The following is a 21,470-nucleotide window of genomic DNA, read 5'->3' as shown; positions in this document are numbered from 1 at the left end:
CCTGTTAAATTGCGGACAGCTTGCTGTCCGCAAGTCTATTTTAAAGAGCATCATGAGCGAAATTATCTACGGTATTCATTCCGTTAAAGCCTTACTCGACAACGATCCGCAACGCTTTCTGGAAGTCTTCATCCTGAAAGGCCGCGACGATAAACGCCTGAAACCGCTGATCGACGAGCTGGAAGCCAGTGGTATCGTGATTCAGGTGGCGAGCCGCCAGTGGCTGGATGATAAATCCGAAGGCGCTGTGCATCAGGGCATTATTGCGCGTGTGCGCGAAGGCCGTCAGTATCAGGAAAATGATCTGCCTGCGCTGCTGGAAAGCCTTGATTGTCCTTTCCTGCTGGTGCTGGATGGCGTAACGGATCCGCATAATCTGGGTGCTTGTCTGCGTACAGCGGATGCCGCCGGTGTTCACGCGGTGATCGTGCCGCGCGACCGTTCTGCGAAACTGAACGCGACAGCGAAAAAAGTCGCCAGTGGCGCCGCTGAAAACGTGCCGTTGATCAACGTGACCAATCTGGCGCGTACCCTGCGCGTGTTGCAGGAACATAATGTCTGGATCGTCGGTACGGCGGGTGAAGCCGATCATGACCTGTTCCAGAGCAAAATGACCGGCCCGATGGCGCTGGTGATGGGCGCAGAAGGCGAAGGTATGCGCCGTCTGACCCGCGAACATTGCGACGAACTGATCAGCATTCCGATGGCGGGCAGCGTGTCTTCCCTGAACGTGTCTGTGGCAACCGGCGTTTGCCTGTTCGAAGCCGTACGCCAGCGTGGTCTGAAGAAAAGCTGATTTCGGCTTTCTCCGCTGCGGATTAAACGGGAGCCTTATGGCTCCCGTTTGCATTTCTGCCTTTGTGATCTGTCCGCCTGTTAATTCCCCGATTTTTACCATACTTACGCCATATCCTTCTGACAGGGAGCAGGCGATGGACTGGGAAACACACCGGGTTTTCAATCAACCCAAGCCACTGAGTAACAGCAATTTATTCCTCTCCGACACACCGCTACGCGAAGCGGTTTCCCGTCAGCAGGCGGGCTGGGATGCGGACGTGCTGGCGTCACTGGGCCAGCAATTAGGTTCTGCGGAGTCGCTGGAGCTTGGGCGGCTGGCGAATACCAATCCGCCCGATCTGCTGCGTTACGACACCACCGGTGAACGCCTCGATGATGTGCGCTTTCACCCTGCGTGGCATCTGCTGATGCAGGGGCTGATCGCCAACCGGGTGCATAATTTGCCCTGGCAGGAAGATGCACGCATCGGTTCGGCAGTGGCGCGTGCGGCGCGATTTATTCTTCACGGTCAGGTTGAAGCCGGCACGTTATGCCCGGTGACCATGACATTCGGCGCGATCCCGCTGCTGCAAAAGTACTTGCCGCCGGAATTCAGTGACTGGATGAAACCGCTGTTATCCGATCGTTATGATCCGCATCTGCAATGCGGCGACCAGAAGAAAGGCGTGCTGATCGGCATGGGCATGACGGAAAAGCAGGGCGGCTCGGATGTGCTGAGCAACACTACACGGGCGACAGCGCAGGAAGGGCGCGGGAGCGGAAAACCTTATCATCTGATCGGCCATAAATGGTTTTTCTCCGTGCCGCAAAGTGACGCCCATCTGGTGCTGGCGCAGGCCGACGGCGGGCTGTCCTGTTTCTTTATGCCACGGGTATTACCCGACGGCACGCGCAATGCAATCCGCATCGAGCGTCTGAAAGACAAACTGGGTAACCGCTCGAACGCCAGCAGTGAAGTGGAGTTTCAGAATGCTACCGGCTGGTTGCTGGGTGAAGAAGGTGAGGGCATCCGGCACATCCTGAAAATGGGCGGCCACACGCGGTTTGACTGCGCGCTGGGCAGCCACGCCATGATGCGCCGGGCGTTGTCCGTGGCGCTGTACCACGCGTTCCAGCGGCAGGTGTTTGGCAAGCCGTTAATCGAACAGCCGATGATGCGCCAGACCCTCAGCCGGATGGCGTTACATCTTGAAGGGCAGACGATGCTGCTGATGCGTCTGGCTGCCGCGTCAGGCGCACAGGATAATCCGGCGGAAAACTTGCTGTGCCGTCTGCTGACGCCTGCCGCCAAGTTTGAAGTGTGCCGTCAGGGAATGCCGTTTGTGGCAGAAGCGATGGAAGTGCTGGGCGGTATGGGCTACTGCGAAGACAGCGAGTTACCGCGCCTGTACCGTGAAATGCCGGTCAACAGCATCTGGGAAGGATCGGGGAACGTGATGTGTCTAGATGTCCTGCGGACGCTGAAAAAGCTGCCTGCCAGTGCGGACATGGTACAGCAGATTTTGCATCAGGCGCGCGGGCAAAACCGGGTATTTGACCGGGCATCGCGCCAGTTCTTACAACGGCTGCGTACGCCGGAAGAAGCGCAGGGGCGATGGCTGACAGGTCAGTTGTTCAACCTGCTGACAGCCACACAAATGCTGGAATTTGCCTCGCCGCCGGTGGCGGACGCATGGTGCCGGATGGTGCTCGATCCGCGCGGAGAAACATTGCTGCCGGAACGGCTGTGCCAACTGTTAATCAACCGCGCTATCGGCGCGGAATAATCCAGGGCGGTCAGCGGTACAGCGTCGCCTGAGAGTACCAGCGACCCGGCACGATGGTTTCGCTGTTAAACATAATCACATAGTAACGGGCACCTGCGGCATCGGCTTTACGCTGAATTTCTGCTTCGGCATCCATCGGACTGCCAATGACATCAGCGGTGACGCTGCCGGTTTTGGTCAGGGTGGAGGTCTGTGCGCGGGTAATTTCCTGTGCTTTTTCTGTCGGTGCGGGGGGCGCAACCGGAGTGGTTTGCATCAGATTACTGCAACCGCTCAGTGATGCCAGCAACAGCAACAGCGCGGGGATTCGGAGGGATTTCATCGTGATATCCGGTAAAAGGGCGTTACCCTGAGTGTAGCCCTTTCACCGGTCTGCTGGCGAGTCTGCGCGGCGTTTATTGCCGCGCGAACCGCATTCTATCGTTCGGAAATTTTAAACACGCTGACCAGTTGCGAGAGATGGCGGCCCTGTTCGCTGAGCGCTGCTGCGGTTTGCTGCGAATTCTCCACCAGCGTGGCGTTCTCCTGCGTTGCCTTGCCGATCTGCATAATGGCGATATTCACCTGCGAGATACCGGAAGACTGCTCGTGCGATGCCACATCGATATCGCTCATCAGCACTTTGACCTGACGGATCCCCTGAAGGATGTCGCTCATGTTGGCCTGCGTTTTGGCCGCGCTCTGATGGCCGTCTTCGACTTTACTCAGGGAGTCGGCAACCAGCGTTTCAATCTCTTTCACCGCGTTGGAACTGCGTTGTGCCAGCGCCCGGACTTCCGAGGCGACGACGGCAAAGCCGCGACCGTGTTCACCCGCTCTGGCGGCTTCCACGGCCGCGTTCAGCGCCAGAATATTGGTCTGGAAGGCGATGCCTTCAATCACCGTCGTGATATCGGCGATACGCGTTGAGGCGTGCTTAATGGCCTCCATGCTCTCCACCGACTGATTTACCGCATCCGCGCCGACGGTGGCGGCTTTATCTGTCTGTTGCACCAGTTGAGTGGCCTGGGTGGCGTTGTCCGCCGTGTTCTGCACGGTCGCGGTGATCTGCTCCATGCTGGCCGAGGTTTCTTCCAGGCTGCTGGCCTGCGTACCGATTTGCTGATTGATTTGCTCGCTGTCGTGCGCGAGTCCCTGAGTATTCATCATGATTTCAGACGACACCTGCCGTACCTCACCCACGATTTTTTCCAGCCCGTGACCGATGCCGTCAATCGCATGCATCAGTGCGCCGATTTCATCCACACGCTGCGTTTCAGCCCGCGCGCGCAAATCGCCGCTGGCATACTGCTGGGCGATGCTCACCACGTCGCTCAGCGGACGGCTGACCAGTTTGCGCGTCAGCCAGATAAACAGTGCAGCGAAACAGGCCAGCGCCAGCAGGCTCACCATCAGGAAGTGGTTACGCGTGCTGTTGACCTGTTCCATCAGGCTGTCTTTGTCGGTGCTGCCGACCACCACCCAGTGCCATGCCGGTACGCTGGCGTACACCATAAATTGCTGATGCTGGCTGGTGACGTCTGTGTATTCGCGCTGGCCTTTGGGCTGCGACATGACCTGTTGTAACTCACCGTCAGGCCACGCGGGCGTTTTGCCTTCATCGCTGGAATGGACCAGATATTTGCCCAGATCTTTGCCCGGTGCACTGTTCAGCACAAAGAAATAGCCTTGCTCGCCAATCCGTTTTGAGAGAATTTTCTGGCGCATGTCGGCGTATTCTTTGGTGATATCCACCCCCACGAAGATAATGCCGATCACACTGCCCTGTGCATCGCGCACCGGCTGATATTTGGTGATGTATTTCTTGCCGAACAAGGTCGCCAGTCCGTTGAAGGATTGTCCGGCCATAATCTGTGCGTAAGCCGGGCTGGAATTGTCGAGCAGGGTGCCGATGGCACGGGTTCCGTCCTGTTTTTTCAGGGAGGTGGTCACGCGGATGAAGTCATCACCACGACGGGCGAATATCGTGGAAATCGCACCGGTGCGGGCCAGAAAATCATCGGGAATTTTGCTGTCGAGATTCAGCGGCGTGCCGCCCGCTTTAATCACCGGCGCAGACTGATCGCCGACACTCACCGGGTTGCTGGTATCAAGTTCAAAATCCGACGGCAGGAAATGGCTGAACAGGCGCGTATAGCTGTCCACTTCCGCATTCAGGCTGGCGTTGTACATTTCTATCATGTCCACCACGCCGGTCACCTGTTCGGAAATGGCGTTCACCGCCAGTTCATTGACCTGCTTTCCGGCGGAGTGCGTCAGTGACAAAGTGAAAATAATAAAGAGTGAGCCGACGAGCAGTGAGGCGATGCTGGCCAGTTTTGCGCCAATGCTCCAGCTGCGAAATGCGCGTTTTGATGCCGTTTTCATGGTTTTTTTCCGTTAGCTTCTGATAGCGCACTAACGGCGAAAAACGGCAAAGGATTAATGATCAAATGTAACCATTTATTTCAATAAAAATTGATCTGAATCAATGCAATAAAAGAGAATATGTGAATTTGAATTAAGGTCAATCTGACCAAAACAGCCTGCCGGACATAACAGGTTATAAATCATACGAAAAAGGTTGTGGTCGCCATTTTTCAGACCCGTAGAATGGCGTGACACACAGAAGCCGATATTTTTGCGAAACGCGCAGGGGAAAATACGATGGTTGAGATGTATGAAGAAGATATTGACGGGATCCAGATCATCCACGCCGTGCCCGCCGGACAGTATCAGCAGCAACTGCCGACGATTTTTTTCTATCACGGTTTTCTGTCTTCAAAAGAGATTTACTCCTATTTCGGTTACACGCTGGCGAAGGCGGGTTTTCGCGTGATCTTGCCCGATGCATTAATGCACGGTGCGCGCGCAGAGAAAGACGAAGCACGATGTCTGGCGAATTTCTGGGGCATTTTGCAAAACAATGTCGATGAACTGGCGCTGCTGAAAGACACCTTTGTCGGACGCGGTCTGGCGGATCCGCAGCGTTTAGGCGTGGGCGGTGTGTCCATGGGCGGCATGACCACCATGGCGGCGCTGGCGAAATTCCCGTGGGTGAAAGTGGCGGCAAACCTGATGGGCTCCGGCTATTTCGCGCGTTTATCGCACCATCTTTTTCCCGCTTACAATGCCGGAGACATCGTATCGCGCGACGTGTTTGAGCGCGAAGTCGCTCCTTTACTCAGTCTGGATATCGGCGGCAAAGCAGCGTTAATCGCCGATGTTCCGTTGTTTATCTGGCATGGCGAAGAAGATGATGTGGTGCCGTTTGCCGAAAGCCAGCGGTTGCGGCAGGAACTGGCGGAAAGCGGCGCAGATGCGAATCTGACCTTTATTTCAGAGCCGGGCGCGAAGCATAAAGTGTCGGTGCATGCGCTGGCAGAAGCCACGGCTTTCTTCGCAGCGACGCTGTAGAGAAATTAATCTGCCTTTCTCCTTGAGTTTCCCACAGCCTGTACATATAATTGCGCGTCATTTTTTCGACCGCACACAAACACGTTCCTTGCTTCCATGGGCCGCGGTTGACCCTGACAGGAGGCTGAATAATCCGTAAGGAGCAATTCGATGCGTCATTACGAAATCGTTTTTATGGTTCACCCTGACCAAAGCGAACAGGTTCCGGGCATGATCGAGCGTTACAGTGCAGTAATCACTAACGCTGCTGGTCAGATTCACCGTCTGGAAGACTGGGGCCGCCGTCAACTGGCTTACCCGATCAACAAACTGCACAAAGCTCACTACGTTCTGCTGAACGTTGAAGCTCCGCAGGAAGCGATCGATGAGCTGGAAACTAACTTCCGCTTCAACGACGCCGTTATCCGTAGCATGGTTATGCGTACTAAACACGCGGTAACTGAAGCATCTCCAATGGTTAAAGCTAAAGACGAGCGCCGTGATCGCCGCGAAGATTTTGCTGAAGCTAACGATGATGCTGAAGCTGGGGATTCTGAAGAGTAATTGCCGTGACGGCGAATCGTCTGGTGTTGTCGGGCACTGTGTGCAAGACCCCCATTCGTAAAGTCAGTCCTTCGGGCATTCCACACTGCCAGTTTGTGCTAGAACACAAATCCTCGCAGCAGGAAGCCGGATTTAACCGACAAGCATGGTGCAGAATGCCCGTGGTTGTCAGTGGACAAGCGTCACAAGCATTAACTCACAGTTTAACGGTCGGCACGCAACTCACTGTTACCGGATTCATTAGCTGCCATCAAGGGCGCAATGGACTGAATAAAGTGGTGTTACATGCCGAGCAGATTGATTTGATAGATACTGGAGACTAGCCTAATGGCACGTTATTTCCGTCGTCGCAAGTTCTGCCGTTTCACCGCGGAAGGCGTTGTAGAGATTGATTACAAAGACATCGCTACACTGAAAAACTACATTACCGAAAGCGGTAAAATTGTCCCGAGCCGTATTACCGGTACTCGTGCAAAATACCAGCGTCAGCTCGCTCGTTGCATCAAGCGCGCTCGCTACCTTTCATTGTTGCCATACACTGATCGTCATCAGTAATCGGCCACTGTCTATTAACGACTTTGAGAGGATAAAGTAATGCAAGTTATTCTGCTTGATAAAGTAGCAAACCTGGGCAGCCTGGGTGATCAAGTTAACGTTAAAGCGGGCTACGCTCGTAACTTCCTGGTACCACAGGGCAAAGCTGTTCCTGCTACCAAGAAAAACGTTGAGTTCTTCGAAGCACGTCGTGCAGAACTGGAAGCCAAACTGGCTGACGTTCTGAACGCTGCTGAAGCTCGCGCAACTAAAATCAACGAACTGGGTTCAGTCACCATCGCGTCTAAATCAGGCGACGAAGGTAAACTGTTCGGCTCTATCGGTACTCGCGATATCGCTGATGCAGTCACTGCTGCTGGCGTTGAAGTTGCTAAAAGCGAAGTTCGTTTGCCGAATGGCGTTCTGCGTACCACTGGTGAACACGAAGTTGAGTTCCAGGTACACAGCGACGTATTCGCTAAACTGAACGTAGTTGTGGTTGCTGAAGCGTAATAACGCGGCAGTTAACCTGTGAAACGCCGGCCATGTGCCGGCGTTTTGCTTTTCTGCGTTTGGGAAAGCGGAAAGGTAAGGTATCGCCTGAAAATCGGGATCAGTTACTGCGCTGGAAACTGCCGTCCGGCTGACGGGTAAATGTCACCGTAACATTCTGATCCGTCGTCACTTGCAGGGCCGTGACCACACCCTGCGCATCGCGTTGAATCTTCACTTCCTGCCCGGTCTTCAGAGTACTCAGCGGCTTGTCGTCGCCTTCCACCCGTGCCATCGAGAACACATCATTGACCGCCATATTATTATCGCGGAACAACTGCGCCAGCGTCTGACCCGATTGCACCTGATAACTGCGCCATGTGCCGCTGTTATCCGTAGTGGCTGGCTGAACCGGCTCCGGTTGCGCCATTTGGGTGGTCCGCCCCTGATCGTTACGCAAATCGGCCTGCATCGGGATGCTGGTCGGCTGTTGCGGTTGCGACGGCGCATAGGTGTTTTCCGGCGTGTACGGCCACAGTAACGCCAGCAGGATGACCAGCACCGCCAGGATCATACCGCGACGATGTGCATACGGCAGTGGCGACATCCAGTGGAAATCGTCGCTCATATGCCAGATTTTGCTCAACAGCGTTTTGCCTCGTGTTGCAGCAGATGTTCCGGTTTCCGTTTCCGCAGAAGTGATTTCACTTTCGCTTTCACTTTGCGGTGCTGTCGTGTCTCGCATCGGCCTTTTCATAATGGCAATCCAGGATCTCAACATGGGTTGATAAATACGGATGGCTTTCCTTCTCCTGGGCGGGATTCTGCCCATGACGACCTCTCTTGTTCACTGTCGTAATATCGACTGCTTTTGCTGCCTAGTATAGCTGTTTAACTGCTTGATGCGGAAAGGGACAAAGCACAAATATCACCCAAACGATGTGCTGAGTGGCGTCAAATGCGAAAAATTTCCGGAAAAGGGAAAGGAACTGCGCCTGCCGTCATGTTGCCTCACAGAGGATTTTACCCAAAAGGCTTGCGCTGCTATGCTGCGCGTTCGACATTTTTAAGAGCTAAGGAAATTTCATGACTACCCCTTCATTTGACAGCGTAGAAGCGCAGGCAAGTTACGGTATCGGCCTGCAGGTCGGTCAACAGTTGCAGGAATCAGGTTTGCAGGGCTTAGAGCCTGACGCACTGCTGGCAGGCTTACGTGACGCGCTGGAAGGGAATACACCAGCCGTTCCTGTTGATGTGGTTCACCGCGCACTGCGTGAAGTCCACGAACGTGCTGATGCTGTTCGTCGTGAACGTCAGGAGGCACTGGCAGTTCAGGGTCAGGAATTCCTGGCGGCAAATGCACAGCGCGAAGGCGTGAGCAGCACCGAGTCCGGTCTGCAATTCTCTGTTATCACTCAGGGCGAAGGCACCATCCCGGGCCGTCAGGATCGCGTACGCGTTCATTACACCGGTAAACTGATCGACGGCACCGTGTTCGACAGCTCCGTACAACGTGGCGAGCCGGCTGAATTCCCGGTGAACGGCGTGATTGCAGGCTGGATCGAAGCATTGACCCTGATGCCAGTCGGTTCTAAGTGGGAGCTGTACATCCCTCATAACCTCGCTTACGGCGAGCGTGGCGCGGGTGCTTCCATCCCTCCATACAGCGCACTGGTCTTCGAAGTTGAGCTGCTGGAAATTCTGTAACTCTTTTCAGAATACAGAAATGAAAAGGGCGCATATGCGCCCTTTTTTTACGTCTGCAGAAAGGCTTACTTTTGTAAATCGACCTGATAAATCTCAAAGCCGATGGCATCCGCGCCTTTGGCCGTCAGCGGGTATTGCGCGTGTGACTGGATAAAGGCCGCTGCTTTTTCGCCGGGAGAGGTTTCAAAACGGATATCCAGGGGTTGCGGTGCGGTGATCTTCGCCAGCTTCCAGTTGTTATCCGCCGTCGGGGTGACTGCGCCCGCTTTTTTGGTTTCGGCGCTGATATACGCCGCAACCACCGAGCGGTTTTCATCCGGCGAGGCGAACGCGATATGCTTATCACCGGTACCGGCGAATTTACCGCCGTAAGCGCGATAGTTGTTCGTCGCGACCAGGAAAGTGGCTTTCAGGTCGATCGGTTTTCCGTTGTAAGTGAGGTGCTTAATGCGTTCCGCATCTTTGTTAATCAGCGCACATTCGCCATCAAATTTCGCCGGCTGGCTGACATCAATCTCATATTTCACGCCATCGATGACGTCAAAATTATAGGTGCGGAAACCGTCCCAGTTAATCAGTGACTGTGGTTTGCTGCTGTGAATGTCGATCTGATTGAACTGTCCGGCGGAGCATTCCAGCCAGTCTTTGACTTCCTGACCAGTGACTTTCATCACCACCAGCGTGTTCGGATACAGATACAAATCCGCCGCGTTACGGAAAGTCAGTTCGCCTTTTTCCACTTCCACGAAGCTGGCCGGATCGTTTTTACGCCCGCCGACTTTAAACGGTGCGGCAGCAGAAAGTACCGGCAGATCGGCTAAATCCGGGTCACCCTGAATGAAATGTTCGGTATAGGCTTTCTGGGCATTATTGACGATTTGCACTGTCGGGTCGTCCTGCACCAGCGCCAGATAACTGTACATATTGTCGGTGGATTTACCGATCGGCTTGCTGACAAATTCGCGTGTGGCGTCATGGGAAGGGGCGAGCACTTTCACCAGATCCTGATCTTCCGCCGCCAGCGATTTCTTCTGTTCTTTGTCATAAATTGGCCGCGCCTCGGCTTTGGCTGTTTCGACTTTCCAGTTGCCGCCGTCGTTATTGAGCACCATATCGACTACGCCCAGATGATCGCCCCACATGCCCGGCATCACGGCAGGAACGCCATTCAGCGTACCTTGTTTGATGTCCGCGCCTTTGATGCTGGCGAATTCTTCACTCGGGAAAACGGCGTGCGCATGGCCGAACATGATGGCGTCGATGCCTTTTATCTGGCTCAGGTAATAGACCGAGTTTTCTGCCATGGTTTTGTACGGATCGCCTGACAGGCCGGAGTGCGGGATCGCGACAATGATGTCGGCACCTTGTTTACGCATTTCCGGGATCCACTTTTTGGCGGTTTCGGTGATATCCGCCACGGTGACTTTGCCTTGCAGATTGGCCTTATCCCAGACCATGATTTGCGGCGGCACAAAACCGATATAGCCGATGCGCAGATTATGGGTTTTGCCTTCGCGGTCTTTCACTGCGTTGTCGGTGATGAGGAACGGCGTGAACAGCGGCTTACCGGTTTTATCATCAATGACGTTGGCATTCACATAGGGGAATTTCGCCCCGGCCAGCGCCTTTTTCAGGTAATCCAGACCGTAGTTAAATTCGTGGTTGCCCAGATTGCCGACCGCATAATTGAGCGTGTTCATCGCCAGATACACCGGATGGACGTCGCCCTGTTTCAGGCCTTTTGCCGCCATGTAATCGCCCAGCGGACTGCCCTGAATAATGTCGCCGTTATCGACTAACACTGAGTTGGTGACTTCGCTACGTGCCGCGTGGATCAGGCTGGCGGTGCGCACCAGGCCAAATTTATCGGTCGGCTTATCTTTGTAGTAATCGAAGTCCATCATGTTGCTGTGCAGATCCGTGGTTTCCATGATGCGCAGATCCACCTGTGATGCCTGAACGGATGCTGCCGTCAGGATCGCCAGCAGGGATAACGTCAGATGACGCTTATTCATTGCCTTGCCTCCAGAGAAAGGGATGATGCCCGGAAAAGAAAAACCGGATATATATCTCAAAATTTGCTGAGAATGTAATCAGTTGTCATAGATAAATGTGAGATGTAACAACTTTATGACCTGTTCACATTACGTGATGGCTATTCGCGGCAAAAAAAACTAGGCTTGAGAAATGAGAATCAAAGCGTTGAGGTAAAAGATGTTAGAGCAAATTTGTCAGTTAGCGCGCGATGCGGGTGATGCGATCATGGCGGTATACGACGGCGAACAGCCGCTCGACGCGCGCCACAAAAAAGATGACTCACCGGTCACGGCGGCAGATATTGCGGCACACAATGTGATTAAAGCCGGTCTGAAACAACTGGATCCGCACACGCCGATGCTGTCAGAAGAAGATCCGCAAAGCTGGAGCGAGCGTCAGAACTGGACGCGCTACTGGCTGGTTGATCCGCTGGATGGCACCAAAGAATTCCTCAAGCGTAACGGCGAATTCACGGTGAATATTGCGCTGATTGAAGACGGTGTTCCGGTGCTGGGCGTGGTATACGTGCCGGTGACGCAGGTGATGTACAGCGCAGCAGAAGGCAAGGCCTGGAAAGAAGAGCAGGGTGAGCGGCAGCAGATTGAAGTGAAAGAAGCGCATCCGCCACTGGTGGTGGTCAGCCGTTCGCATTTCAGCAATGATCCTGAATTGCAGGATTATCTGGCGCAACTGGGCGAGCATCAGACGGTGGCGATCGGTTCTTCGCTGAAATTCTGTCTGGTGGCAGAAGGCGCAGCGCAGCTTTATCCGCGCTTCGGGCCAACCAACATCTGGGATACCGGTGCCGGACATGCGGTCGCGCTGGCGGCCGGTGCGCAAGTGCACGACTGGAAAGGTCAGACGCTGACCTATACGCCGCGCGAATCGTTTCTGAATCCGGGCTTCCGCGTCTCTTTATTCTGATGTCATCCCCGGTTTTGCGACCGGGGATTTCGCGTTTTATTCTTTGACCAGCTTATCTACCAGCGTAATCACCTGCTGAACTTCCTGCGGCGTCAGTTCCCCGTCTTTGGCGAATTTAATCACCCCGTTTTTATCCAGCACGACCACCGCCGAGCTTTCCGGTTGCAGCTCCCACGCTTTTTTCACCACGCCGTTGCTGTCGACAATCACCTGTGACCACGGGAATTCCCGTTTGCCGCTTTCGATGCTTTTACGCACAAACATCCCGGTGCCGATAATGGCATCGTCAGTATTAACGATGGTGGTGGTCTGATAACGATCATGCGGCAGGTTTGCCGCCCTGATGGCGGAGATCAGCGGTTCGTTCAACGCCTTTGCGCTGCTTCTGCCTGCCATATGCTGCACGATACGCACTTTTCCCGGCAGTTTCGCGCTGTTCCATTTGCTGTAACTGAAGGTATCGTTAACATCATTCAGCTCGCCTTTGTCATCCACGCCGACCGGGGCCAGACGCTGGCCGACGGTAAAATTGTGGGCTGAGGCAAATAGCGAAAATGTCATAAAAGTGATCACAAACAGACTTCTTAAAAGCATAGATTCTCCGGGGCGCTAAAGAACAGTCACGGCAATCATAGGACGGCGTAAGTGGTCTGTCCTGTTGGAATGTTAAAATTGTGTTGCTTGTTACAAAATTGCCACATAAAGCAGGGTTATACTGTGTTTGAATGTCAGGGTCTAAGACAATACTGAAAAGCAATGTAAAAGCAGTTAAATCCACTGGCAATACCTGAGTGCCCTGCTATGTTATAGGTCTCTTCACTGCAAACACTTTTCTGTCCCGGTATCTGTCGCCTTGCGACGTGGCCGTTACATGCAGTGATTTAACGGAGAACAATAGAAAAATGAGAATCTTCCAGCGTTACAACCCGATGAAAGTCGCAAAGTACGTTAAGACACTGTTTCGTGGACGTTTGTATATCAAAGACGTCGGCGCTTTTGAGTTTGACCAAGGCAAGATCCTGTTGCCAAAGGTTCGTGATAAGCGCCACTTTAGCGTAATGTCTGAAGTTAACCGTCAGGTTACGCATTTGCAGGCGGAAATGGGCTAAGTCCCCGCGTGTTGTCGCTGCACTTTTGCAGCGTGCGCAAAAAAAACGGCTCCCTGAAAGGAGCCGTTCGTGTTTCTGGCGTCCGGATGCCGGATGCCTGAAAAAAGCGTCTTATGCCTGCGCTTTCTTCTCGTCTTTAAGTTCCTGCGGCGTTTTTGGCAGCAGCGGCGCCACCGGCTGATCGACAATGCGTGTGACCAGCAACTGATCAATCTTGTAGCTGTCGATATCCACCACTTCGAATTTATAGCCGGAGAATTTAACGAAATCGGTGCGTTTCGGGATTTTACGCAGCATGAACATCATGAAGCCGCCGATGGTTTCATAGTTGCCGGACTGCGGGAATTCTTCGATATGCAGCACGCGCATCACGTCTTCGATTGGCGTACCGCCTTCAATCAGCCAGGAATGCTCGTCACGGGCAACAATCTGTTCTTCCATACCCTGACCGACCAGGTCGCCCATCAGCGTCGTCATCACGTCATTGAGCGTGATAATACCGACCACCAGTGCATATTCATTGAGGATAACGGCAAAGTCTTCGCCCGCCGCCTTGAAGCTTTCCAGCGCTTCCGAGAGCGTCAGGGTATCCGGCACAATCAGCGCATTGCGGATTTGTACGCCGCTGCTCAGCATTAAGCTCTGATTACCCAGCACGCGGTTCAGTAAATCTTTGGAATCGACGTAACCGACCACCTGATCGATATGACCGTCACAGACCAGGAATTTGGAGTGCGGATGCGTGGCGATTTTCTCTTTGATGCTTTCTTCACTTTCGCGCAGGTCAAAGAAAATCACGCTTTCACGCGAGGTCATGGAAGAAGGAACCGTACGGGATTCCAGCTCAAACACGTTTTCAATCAGCTCATGTTCCTGCTTACGCAAAACACCCGCCAGTGCGCCGGCTTCAAACACGGCATAAATATCGTCGGAGGTAATGTCGTCATTACGTACCATCGGCAGTTTGAACATGCGGAAAATCATGTTCGCCATGCCGTTGAAAAACCACACCATCGGGCGGCAAATCATCAGACAGAAACGCATCGGGTTGACTATACGGACGGCAACCGACTCAGGTGAAATCATACCGATGCGCTTCGGTGTCAGGTCAGCAAACAGGATGAACAGGCTGGTGACCAGCACGAAGGAACAGATAAAGCTGACTTGATCCGCCAGTTCAGGGGACATAAAGCGGATGAAGAATGACTGGAAAGCCGGGGAGAATGCAGCATCGCCCACGATACCCCCGAGGATAGCCACGGCATTCAGGCCAATCTGTACCACGGTAAAGAACAGGCCAGGGGTTTCCTGTAATTTCATTACGCGGGAGGCATTGACGTTTCCTTCGTCTGCCAACTGTTTAAGTTTTATCTTGCGGGAAGCGGCCAGCGATATCTCAGACAGCGAGAAAAAGGCACTGATCGCGATTAATAAGAGAATCAGTAAAATACTGTTTAACATAATCTATCCGTTTAACACCGGGCTAAACCGGCAGGGAAAGGCACTCATTATTTTTGCTGCTTAAAAGAACTTCTTTTTAAGAAAGACATTAAAAAGTGGTTCAGAAGAAAAAAGCGTTAAGGATGAAAAAACAAAGATAATTGCCATAAATCGTTTTAAAGGGCCACATTTGTGACCCGCATAGTATAGCAGCAGCACTGAGACTGCCGCCAGCGCTTAAAAATCCCGCATTATTGCGGCGGCAGACAGACGCCAATGCCGCCTAATCCGCAGTAGCCTTCCGGGTTTTTAAACAGATATTGCTGATGTTCGTCTTCAGCATAATAGAAAGGCAGGGCTTCGGTGATTTCGGTGGTGATGGTGCGCGAATCGTTCGCCTCGTCCATCGCCTGCTGGAAACTCGCCAGACTGGCCAGCGCCTGATCCTGCTGTTCTGCGCTCAGCACATACAGCGCGGAACGGTATTGCGTGCCGATATCGCCGCCCTGACGCATTCCCTGTGCCGGATCGTGGTTTTCCCAGAAAATCTGCAACAGTTTGGCGTAACTGATGACCGTCGGGTCAAAGACCACACGCACCACTTCGGCATGGCCGGTCTGGCCGGTACACACTTCGCGGTAAGTCGGGTTCGGTGTGAAACCGCCGCTGTAACCGGCTGCTGTGCTGTACACCCCTTCCTGCTGCCAGAACAGGCGCTCGACGCCCCAGAAGCAGCCCATCGCGAAAATCGCGACATCCATATTGTCAGGGACATATGTCATTGAGTGTTCATTCACTGCATGAAGGGTCGCCACCGGCATAGGGGTTGTACGGCCAGGTAACGCATCTGCCTGATTTACAGACTGCGTTTTATCGGAAAGTTGCACCACGGGAAACTCCAGCTGTTGCTTTAATAAACAAGGTTTGTAACAAAAGGTCTTTACGAATAACCGTCATCAACAGGTCAGTGTTAGTTGTATCTGATTGCGTCTTTGCACACAATACGAAGGACGTTGCTTCGTCGTTGAACATTTTCAGGGGATTAGCACTAAACTGCTTTCATCAGACTTTATAAAGATGAATCTGCCAAAGACGAGCGGATATTCTCCGGCGAGCATCGGATATTTTAACAGGACAGTAAAATTTAGCAGGAGTGCGTGTGCCACGATATCGTGAACTGGGTTTGTTATTTGTACTGCTGGCCCCCTCACTTTCCATGGCAGCGAAGGTGCGTTTGCAGCTGGAAGGCCTGGATGGCGATTTGGAAAGGAACGTCCGCGTTCGTTTATCATCAATTCAAAGCGACGAAGTCGGGGCGAACGGACGGTTCCGCGCCCGCGTCAGTGCCGCTATTGAACAGGGTCTGCGGCCACTGGGCTACTATTCGCCGACCATCGATTTTGACTACCGTGAAACCCCGCCACCCGGGCGTCCGGTGCTGATTGCCAAAGTGACCCCCGGCACACCGGTGAAAATTGCCGGCACGAATGTGGTGATTGAAGGGCAGGCTGATAAAGATAATGAATTCGAACAGCTGAAAAAGCGGGATGTGCCAGCGGTCGGCACCATTTTAAACCACGGAACCTACGACAATTTCAAAAGCTCGCTGACCGGTATTGCGCTGCGTAAAGGCTACTTTGATGCCAACATGCGCAAAAGTCAGCTGGGCGTCATCGAAGACGAACACAAGGCGTTCTGGGATATTCAGTTCGAAAGCGGTGAGCGTTACCGCTTCGGAAGCGTGCATTATCAGGGATCACAGATCCGTGATGAGTATCTGCAAAATCTGGTGCCATTCCATCAGGGGGATTATTACACCTCCGCGCAACTGGCTGAGCTTAACCGCCGTCTGTCTGCCACCGGCTGGTTTAACTCGGTTGTCGTGTCTCCAGATTTTACTGATGCCAAAGCCACCAAAACCTTGCCGCTGAATGCGGTGGTGTCGCCGCGTACCGAAAATACCATCGAAACCGGTGTCGGCTATTCCACGGACATTGGCCCGCGCGTGACGGCCAACTGGAAAAAACCGTGGGTGAACGATCGTGGCCATAGCTTCGAAACCTCCACCACGCTTTCCGGCCCTGAGCAGTCATTAGATCTCAGTTATAAAATCCCGCTGCTGAAATCTCCGCTGGAGCAATATTATCTGGTGCAGGGCGGCTTCAAACGTGAGGATCTCAACGATACCAATTCGGATTCCACCACGGTCAATCTGGCGCGTTACTGGGATCTGTCCAGCGGCTGGCAACATGCCGTCAACCTGCGCTGGAGCCTCGACCACTTTACGCAGGGTAGCGTGACGAACACCACCATGCTGATTTATCCGGGGGTCAGTCTTAACCGTACGCGCCAGCGCGGCGGCCTGATGCCGACGTGGGGCGATTCCCAACGCTATTCCCTCGACGTGTCCAATACCACCTGGGGTTCTGACGTCGATTTCGCCGTGGTGCAGGCGCAAAACGTCTGGATCCGTACGCTGGCGGATAAACACCGCTTTGTGTTTCGCGGTAATCTCGGCTGGATTGAAACCAATGATTTCGATCGGGTTCCGCCTTCCCTGCGTTTCTTCGCCGGTGGCGACCGCAGTATTCGCGGCTACAAATACAAATCCATTTCTCCCCGTGATGATGAAGGCAAGCTGACCGGCGCCTCCTATCTGGGAACCGGTTCGGTGGAATATCAGTACAACGTGACCGGAAAGTGGTGGGGCGCCGTGTTCGTCGATTCCGGCGAAGCGGTGAACGACATTACACAAAATGATTTCAAAACCGGCGCCGGTGTGGGTGTGCGCTGGGCTTCACCGATCGGCCCGGTGAAATTAGATGTTGCCGCCCCTGTCGGCGACAAAGATGAGCATGGATTGCAGTTTTACATCGGTTTAGGTCCGGAATTATGAGTTTATTTAAAAAGATCTGCCTGGGATTTCTGATCTTCCTGGTGCTGTTAATCAGTCTGGTGGCCTTTCTGATCGGCACACAAACCGGTCTGCACCTGATGATCAACGGCGCAAACCGTTTTGTGCCGGGTCTGAATATCGCCAGCACTGAAGGCGGATGGCGTGACCTGACGCTGAAGGGCGTGCATTACGACATGCCGGGTGTGGACGTGAAGGCCGGGGAATTCCATCTTTCCCTCGATTTCTCATGCCTGAAAAACAGCGCGCTGTGCGTTAACGCGTTGCGGGTGAAAGACGTCAATGTGGTGGTCAACACCAAAGAAATGACGCCCGCCGCCGCGCAACCGGAGCCTGAAAACAGCGAGCCGCTGACCAATCTCAGCACGCCGTATCCGATTACCCTGCGTTTGCTGACGCTCGACAATATCAATATTACGCTCGATGACCGCGCGATTTCTCTGGCGTCATTCCGTACCGGCGCGCACTGGGAAGGCCGTGCGATCCAGCTGATGCCGACGCGTATTGGCGGATTGCTGATCGCCTTGCCGAAAACGCCGGTCAACCCGTTACCGGAGGTGGTGCAGGCCGCGCAGGATAAAGCCGTCGAGAAAGCCACGGGCAAACCGGCCGAACCGCCGGTGGTGGTGCCGGAAAAACCGCTGGGCGAAACCTTGCAGGAGTTATTCGCCAAACCGCTGTTGCCTGACTTACCGGATTTCCGACTGCCGGTTGATCTCGATATTCAGCAAATCCTCGCGGAAAACCTGCGGCTCACCGGTGACACTGATGTACTGATCACCCGTTTCGAGCTGAAAGCCAGTACGCAAAATCAGGTGGTGAAGCTGGATAAATTAATGGTCCGCTCGCCGCAAGGCTCGGTGGACGGCATCGGGCAGGCGACGCTGAATCAGAACTGGCCGGTGGATATGACCATCAATACCGCCGTGAATATCGATCCGCTGAAAGGGGAAAAGATAAAACTGCGGGTTGCCGGCGGGCTGCGCGATAAGCTGGATGTCGGCCTGAATATTTCCGGCCCGGTCCGCGCTGAGCTGGCGCTGCAAACCCGGCTGGCGGAGGCCGGACTGCCACTCAATCTGAAACTCAGCAGCGATGCCCTGCAATGGCCGCTGACCGGCACGCCGCAATATCAGGTCAAAGGCTTCAAATTTAATGTCAGCGGTAAAGCGACAGATTACGCGCTGTCGCTGCGTTCAGAATTCAAAGGCGATCAGATCCCGCCGGCGACATTGACGCTCGACGGTAAAGGCAACGTAGAGCAGTTCAGGCTTACGCTGCTGCGTCTTGCGGCGCTGGAGGGCAATACCGATCTGACCGGCGTGGTGGACTGGAGTAAAGCCATCAGCTGGAACAGCGAGCTGAAGCTGACCGGCATTAACACCGCCAAACAGTATCCGGACTGGCCTGCGAAGTTGCAGGGCAAAATCACCACGCGCGGCAGCCTGTACGGCGGCACATGGCAGATGCAGATCCCGGAGCTGGATCTGACCGGTAACGTGAAGCAAAACGCCGTCAAAGCCCAAGGTAACGTGCGCGGAAACAGTTACGGGCAGTGGGATATTCCGCAACTTCATCTGGAACTGGGCCGCAATAATCTGGATGTGAAAGGCCAGCTCAGCGATACCTGGAATCTGGATGCCAAAGTGGATGCCCCGCATCTCGACGGTGCCCTGCCGGGGCTGGGTGGCGTGGCAAAAGGGATGCTGCAACTGCGCGGTGACCTGAAAGCGCCGAAACTGCTGGCGGATCTGACCGCCACCGGCCTGAAATGGCAGGCGCTGACGGTGCGTCGCGTGGATGTGAAAGGCGACGTCAGTTCAACGGATCAGATCCAGGGCAACCTGATGGTTCGTGTTCAGCAGCTCCGGCAGGACGCGCTGGATATCACTGATATTCATCTCGAGGCCAAAGGTAACGAGAAACATCATGAACTGACGCTGAAAGTGGACGGCAAACCGGTTTCGGGCCGTCTGGCGCTGAGTGGCAGTTTTGACCGCGCGACCGAAGAATGGAAAGGCAATATCAGCAATACGCTGTTCGATACGCCGGTCGGGCAATGGCGTCTGAACCGCACGATCGCGCTGGATTACTTCAATAAAGAGCAACGGATCACCGTCGGTCCGCATTGCTGGCAGAACCCGAATGCAGATCTGTGCGTGCCGCGCACCATTGATGCCGGTGCCAGCGGGCAGGCGAGCGTGGTGCTTAACCGCTTCGATCTGGCGATGATCAAACCTTTCCTGACCGATGATACGCAACTAAGTGGCGTGTTCAGCGGGAAAGCCGATGTGAGCTGGAAAGCGGAAGGCGGCTTGCCGCAGGCCAGCGTTTCACTGGTGGGCAAGGGCGTGAAAGTGCAGCAACTGGTGCAGGGCAGTCCGCTGCCGGTGGCGTTTGATACGCTGAATCTGAACGCCGGTCTGAACAATGGCCGTGCCAGCCTCGACTGGCTGATCAAGATCACTGACAACGGTCAGCTTGACGGCAATATCCAAATCGCGGATCCGCAGGGAAAACGTAATCTCAGCGGTAACGTGAATATTGCCCGTATTTCCATGGCCTTGCTGCAACCGGCGCTGATGGATGGCGAGAAAGCGTCCGGCATTCTTAACGCGAATCTGCGGGTAGGCGGCAATGCGCAGAAACCGCTGGTGTTCGGCAAACTGGCGCTGACCGGCGTGGATTTCGACGCGCAATTTATGCCGTTTGATATCACCGATGCCAATGTCAGCATCAATTTCAACGGCATGTCGTCGATCATGGAAGGGGTGATCAAAACCGCGCAGGGTCAGCTGGAACTGAACGGTAACGCCGACTGGAGCGAAATTAACGCATGGCGTGCGCGGATTGCGGCGAGGGGCAATAAGGTCCGGGTTTCGGTGCCGCCGATGGTGCGTCTGGACGTGTCACCGGATTTAGTGTTTGATGCCACGCCGCAACTGTTCTCGCTCAACGGTACCGTGGATATTCCGTGGGCGCGCATTACGGTGCAGGAATTGCCGGAAAGCGCGGTGGGTGTGTCGTCGGATGAAGTGATGCTCAACGACCAGCGTCAGCCGATCGCACCGGCTTCGGCTTCGATTCCGATCAACAGCAACCTGATGGTGAACATTGGGAAAGATGTTCGCCTCGATGCATTCGGTCTGAAAGCGCGTCTTGAAGGCGCACTTAAAGTGGCGCAGGACAGTCGCGGTCTGGGGCTGAACGGACAAATTAATATTCCGTCCGGACGCTTCCATGCCTACGGACAGGATCTGATTGTGCGTAAAGGGCTGCTGTTGTTCTCCGGCCCGGCGGACCAGCCGTTGCTGAATCTGGAAGCGATCCGTAACCCGGAAGCGACAGAAAATGATGTGATTGCGGGTCTGAGAGTTACAGGTGAGGCAGATGCGCCTAAACTTGAAATATTCTCGGATCCGGCGATGTCGCAGCAGGAAGCCTTGTCCTACCTGCTTCGCGGGCAGGGACTGGACAATTCCGGCGGTGACAGCGGCGCGATGACCTCAGCTCTTATCGGGTTAGGGGTTGCGCAAAGTGGTAAACTTGTGGGTAAAATCGGCGAGGCATTCGGTGTCAGTAATCTGGCGCTGGATACTCAGGGTGTGGGAGACAGCTCTCAGGTCGTGGTCAGTGGCTATGTCTTGCCGGGTTTACAGGTGAAATATGGTGTCGGGATATTCGACTCACTGGCAACGCTCACCCTGCGCTATCGGTTAATGCCCAAGCTTTACCTGCAGGCGGTATCGGGCATCGATCAGGCATTGGATTTGCTCTATCAGTTTGAGTTTTAATTCATGTGACTTTTAC

At 54.1% G+C, this 21,470-nt stretch carries 19 protein-coding genes; 12 read left to right on the top strand and 7 right to left on the bottom strand.

Annotated features, from left to right (window positions below; all coding sequences use genetic code 11):
* Window positions 1-52: 52 nt before the first annotated feature.
* Together rlmB and EDF78_RS14785 are read left to right on the top strand one after the other, a co-directional pair.
* Entirely contained in the window at window positions 53-796 is a 744-nt protein-coding gene (rlmB, locus tag EDF78_RS14790) for a 23S rRNA (guanosine(2251)-2'-O)-methyltransferase RlmB (protein ID WP_095923693.1), read from the top strand.
* 136 nt (window positions 797-932) lie between these two features.
* The gene (locus EDF78_RS14785) at window positions 933-2,564 is read left to right on the top strand and encodes an isovaleryl-CoA dehydrogenase (protein ID WP_133823359.1); all 1,632 of its coding nucleotides are present in this window, start codon (window positions 933-935) and stop codon (window positions 2,562-2,564) included.
* Between the two features lie 10 nt (window positions 2,565-2,574).
* On the opposite strand, the gene bsmA is transcribed toward EDF78_RS14785, so the two are convergent.
* Window positions 2,575-2,886, bottom strand: coding sequence for a biofilm peroxide resistance protein BsmA (gene bsmA, locus EDF78_RS14780; protein ID WP_095923691.1), 312 nt, complete (start codon window positions 2,884-2,886; stop codon window positions 2,575-2,577).
* Window positions 2,887-2,981: 95 nt separating this feature from the next.
* Entirely contained in the window at window positions 2,982-4,931 is a 1,950-nt protein-coding gene (locus EDF78_RS14775; protein WP_095923690.1) for a methyl-accepting chemotaxis protein, read from the bottom strand.
* Window positions 4,932-5,210: 279 nt separating this feature from the next.
* Between EDF78_RS14775 and yjfP the strand changes: the two genes are divergently transcribed.
* The 5 genes from yjfP to rplI all read left to right on the top strand — a co-directional run bounded on the left by yjfP (window position 5,211) and on the right by rplI (window position 7,550).
* Window positions 5,211-5,960, top strand: coding sequence for an esterase (gene yjfP / locus EDF78_RS14770; RefSeq protein ID WP_133823358.1), 750 nt, complete (start codon window positions 5,211-5,213; stop codon window positions 5,958-5,960).
* 150 nt (window positions 5,961-6,110) lie between these two features.
* Complete coding sequence (gene rpsF, locus EDF78_RS14765) at window positions 6,111-6,503, top strand: 30S ribosomal protein S6 (RefSeq protein ID WP_013573776.1); 393 nt, start codon at window positions 6,111-6,113, stop codon at window positions 6,501-6,503.
* 5 nt (window positions 6,504-6,508) lie between these two features.
* The gene (gene priB / locus EDF78_RS14760; RefSeq protein ID WP_095923688.1) at window positions 6,509-6,826 is read left to right on the top strand and encodes a primosomal replication protein N; all 318 of its coding nucleotides are present in this window, start codon (window positions 6,509-6,511) and stop codon (window positions 6,824-6,826) included.
* A gap of 4 nt (window positions 6,827-6,830) precedes the next feature.
* Window positions 6,831-7,058, top strand: a complete 228-nt coding sequence (rpsR, locus tag EDF78_RS14755; protein ID WP_002210155.1) for a 30S ribosomal protein S18 — start codon at window positions 6,831-6,833, stop codon at window positions 7,056-7,058.
* Window positions 7,059-7,097: 39 nt separating this feature from the next.
* Window positions 7,098-7,550 (top strand): 50S ribosomal protein L9, encoded by a 453-nt coding sequence (gene rplI, locus EDF78_RS14750; protein WP_013573778.1) that lies wholly within the window; start codon window positions 7,098-7,100, stop codon window positions 7,548-7,550.
* 100 nt (window positions 7,551-7,650) lie between these two features.
* Here rplI and EDF78_RS14745 read toward each other — a convergent pair whose 3' ends face one another.
* A complete protein-coding gene (locus EDF78_RS14745; protein ID WP_095923687.1) occupies window positions 7,651-8,361 on the bottom strand; it encodes a LysM-like peptidoglycan-binding domain-containing protein in 711 nt (236 codons plus the stop codon).
* A gap of 254 nt (window positions 8,362-8,615) precedes the next feature.
* On the opposite strand from EDF78_RS14745, the gene fklB reads away from it, so the two are divergent.
* The gene (fklB, locus tag EDF78_RS14740) at window positions 8,616-9,236 is read left to right on the top strand and encodes an FKBP-type peptidyl-prolyl cis-trans isomerase (RefSeq protein ID WP_095923686.1); all 621 of its coding nucleotides are present in this window, start codon (window positions 8,616-8,618) and stop codon (window positions 9,234-9,236) included.
* 65 nt (window positions 9,237-9,301) lie between these two features.
* On the opposite strand, the gene EDF78_RS14735 is transcribed toward fklB, so the two are convergent.
* A complete protein-coding gene (locus EDF78_RS14735; RefSeq protein WP_133823357.1) occupies window positions 9,302-11,251 on the bottom strand; it encodes a bifunctional 2',3'-cyclic-nucleotide 2'-phosphodiesterase/3'-nucleotidase in 1,950 nt (649 codons plus the stop codon).
* Window positions 11,252-11,450: 199 nt separating this feature from the next.
* On the opposite strand from EDF78_RS14735, the gene cysQ reads away from it, so the two are divergent.
* Window positions 11,451-12,197 (top strand): 3'(2'),5'-bisphosphate nucleotidase CysQ, encoded by a 747-nt coding sequence (gene cysQ, locus EDF78_RS14730; RefSeq protein ID WP_095923684.1) that lies wholly within the window; start codon window positions 11,451-11,453, stop codon window positions 12,195-12,197.
* Between the two features lie 36 nt (window positions 12,198-12,233).
* On the opposite strand, the gene EDF78_RS14725 is transcribed toward cysQ, so the two are convergent.
* Window positions 12,234-12,791 (bottom strand): YtfJ family protein, encoded by a 558-nt coding sequence (locus EDF78_RS14725; RefSeq protein WP_133823356.1) that lies wholly within the window; start codon window positions 12,789-12,791, stop codon window positions 12,234-12,236.
* A 308-nt stretch (window positions 12,792-13,099) separates the two neighbouring features.
* Between EDF78_RS14725 and EDF78_RS14720 the strand changes: the two genes are divergently transcribed.
* Window positions 13,100-13,306 carry a DUF1107 domain-containing protein gene (locus tag EDF78_RS14720; protein WP_013573785.1) on the top strand — a complete coding sequence of 69 codons (207 nt, stop codon included), beginning with the start codon at window positions 13,100-13,102 and terminating at the stop codon, window positions 13,304-13,306.
* Window positions 13,307-13,417: 111 nt separating this feature from the next.
* Here EDF78_RS14720 and EDF78_RS14715 read toward each other — a convergent pair whose 3' ends face one another.
* Window positions 13,418-14,767 (bottom strand): hemolysin family protein, encoded by a 1,350-nt coding sequence (locus EDF78_RS14715; protein ID WP_095923682.1) that lies wholly within the window; start codon window positions 14,765-14,767, stop codon window positions 13,418-13,420.
* 230 nt (window positions 14,768-14,997) lie between these two features.
* Complete coding sequence (msrA, locus tag EDF78_RS14710; protein WP_119823472.1) at window positions 14,998-15,633, bottom strand: peptide-methionine (S)-S-oxide reductase MsrA; 636 nt, start codon at window positions 15,631-15,633, stop codon at window positions 14,998-15,000.
* A 272-nt stretch (window positions 15,634-15,905) separates the two neighbouring features.
* Here msrA and EDF78_RS14705 point away from each other — a divergent pair, with 272 nt between their 5' ends.
* Both EDF78_RS14705 and EDF78_RS14700 read left to right on the top strand, forming a co-directional pair.
* Window positions 15,906-17,642 (top strand): autotransporter assembly complex family protein, encoded by a 1,737-nt coding sequence (locus tag EDF78_RS14705; RefSeq protein ID WP_133823355.1) that lies wholly within the window; start codon window positions 15,906-15,908, stop codon window positions 17,640-17,642.
* The gene (locus EDF78_RS14700) at window positions 17,639-21,454 is read left to right on the top strand and encodes a translocation/assembly module TamB domain-containing protein (RefSeq protein ID WP_133823354.1); all 3,816 of its coding nucleotides are present in this window, start codon (window positions 17,639-17,641) and stop codon (window positions 21,452-21,454) included. The genes EDF78_RS14705 and EDF78_RS14700 overlap by 4 nt, the downstream gene beginning before the upstream one ends.
* The last annotated feature ends 16 nt before the right edge of the window (window positions 21,455-21,470 follow it).

Origin of the sequence: Rahnella sp. BIGb0236, from assembly GCF_004364755.1 — a bacterium.
Classification (GTDB): Bacteria; Pseudomonadota; Gammaproteobacteria; order Enterobacterales; family Enterobacteriaceae; genus Rahnella; species Rahnella victoriana.
Note: the sequence above shows the minus strand (reverse complement) of the source record. Positions and strands in the feature narration are given on the sequence as shown.

Bases quoted from the DNA above. Each gene is read 5' to 3' on its own strand.
- rlmB (WP_095923693.1), top strand. From the start codon at position 53: ATGAGCGAAATTATCTACGGTATTCATTCCGTTAAAGCCTTACTCGAC.
- EDF78_RS14785 (WP_133823359.1), top strand. From the start codon at position 933: ATGGACTGGGAAACACACCGGGTTTTCAATCAACCCAAGCCACTGAGT.
- bsmA (WP_095923691.1), bottom strand. From the start codon at position 2,886: ATGAAATCCCTCCGAATCCCCGCGCTGTTGCTGTTGCTGGCATCACTG.
- EDF78_RS14775 (WP_095923690.1), bottom strand. From the start codon at position 4,931: ATGAAAACGGCATCAAAACGCGCATTTCGCAGCTGGAGCATTGGCGCA.
- yjfP (WP_133823358.1), top strand. From the start codon at position 5,211: ATGGTTGAGATGTATGAAGAAGATATTGACGGGATCCAGATCATCCAC.
- rpsF (WP_013573776.1), top strand. From the start codon at position 6,111: ATGCGTCATTACGAAATCGTTTTTATGGTTCACCCTGACCAAAGCGAA.
- rpsR (WP_002210155.1), top strand. From the start codon at position 6,831: ATGGCACGTTATTTCCGTCGTCGCAAGTTCTGCCGTTTCACCGCGGAA.
- rplI (WP_013573778.1), top strand. From the start codon at position 7,098: ATGCAAGTTATTCTGCTTGATAAAGTAGCAAACCTGGGCAGCCTGGGT.
- EDF78_RS14745 (WP_095923687.1), bottom strand. From the start codon at position 8,361: ATGGGCAGAATCCCGCCCAGGAGAAGGAAAGCCATCCGTATTTATCAA.
- fklB (WP_095923686.1), top strand. From the start codon at position 8,616: ATGACTACCCCTTCATTTGACAGCGTAGAAGCGCAGGCAAGTTACGGT.
- EDF78_RS14735 (WP_133823357.1), bottom strand. From the start codon at position 11,251: ATGAATAAGCGTCATCTGACGTTATCCCTGCTGGCGATCCTGACGGCA.
- cysQ (WP_095923684.1), top strand. From the start codon at position 11,451: ATGTTAGAGCAAATTTGTCAGTTAGCGCGCGATGCGGGTGATGCGATC.
- EDF78_RS14725 (WP_133823356.1), bottom strand. From the start codon at position 12,791: ATGCTTTTAAGAAGTCTGTTTGTGATCACTTTTATGACATTTTCGCTA.
- EDF78_RS14720 (WP_013573785.1), top strand. From the start codon at position 13,100: ATGAGAATCTTCCAGCGTTACAACCCGATGAAAGTCGCAAAGTACGTT.
- EDF78_RS14715 (WP_095923682.1), bottom strand. From the start codon at position 14,767: ATGTTAAACAGTATTTTACTGATTCTCTTATTAATCGCGATCAGTGCC.
- EDF78_RS14700 (WP_133823354.1), top strand. From the start codon at position 17,639: ATGAGTTTATTTAAAAAGATCTGCCTGGGATTTCTGATCTTCCTGGTG.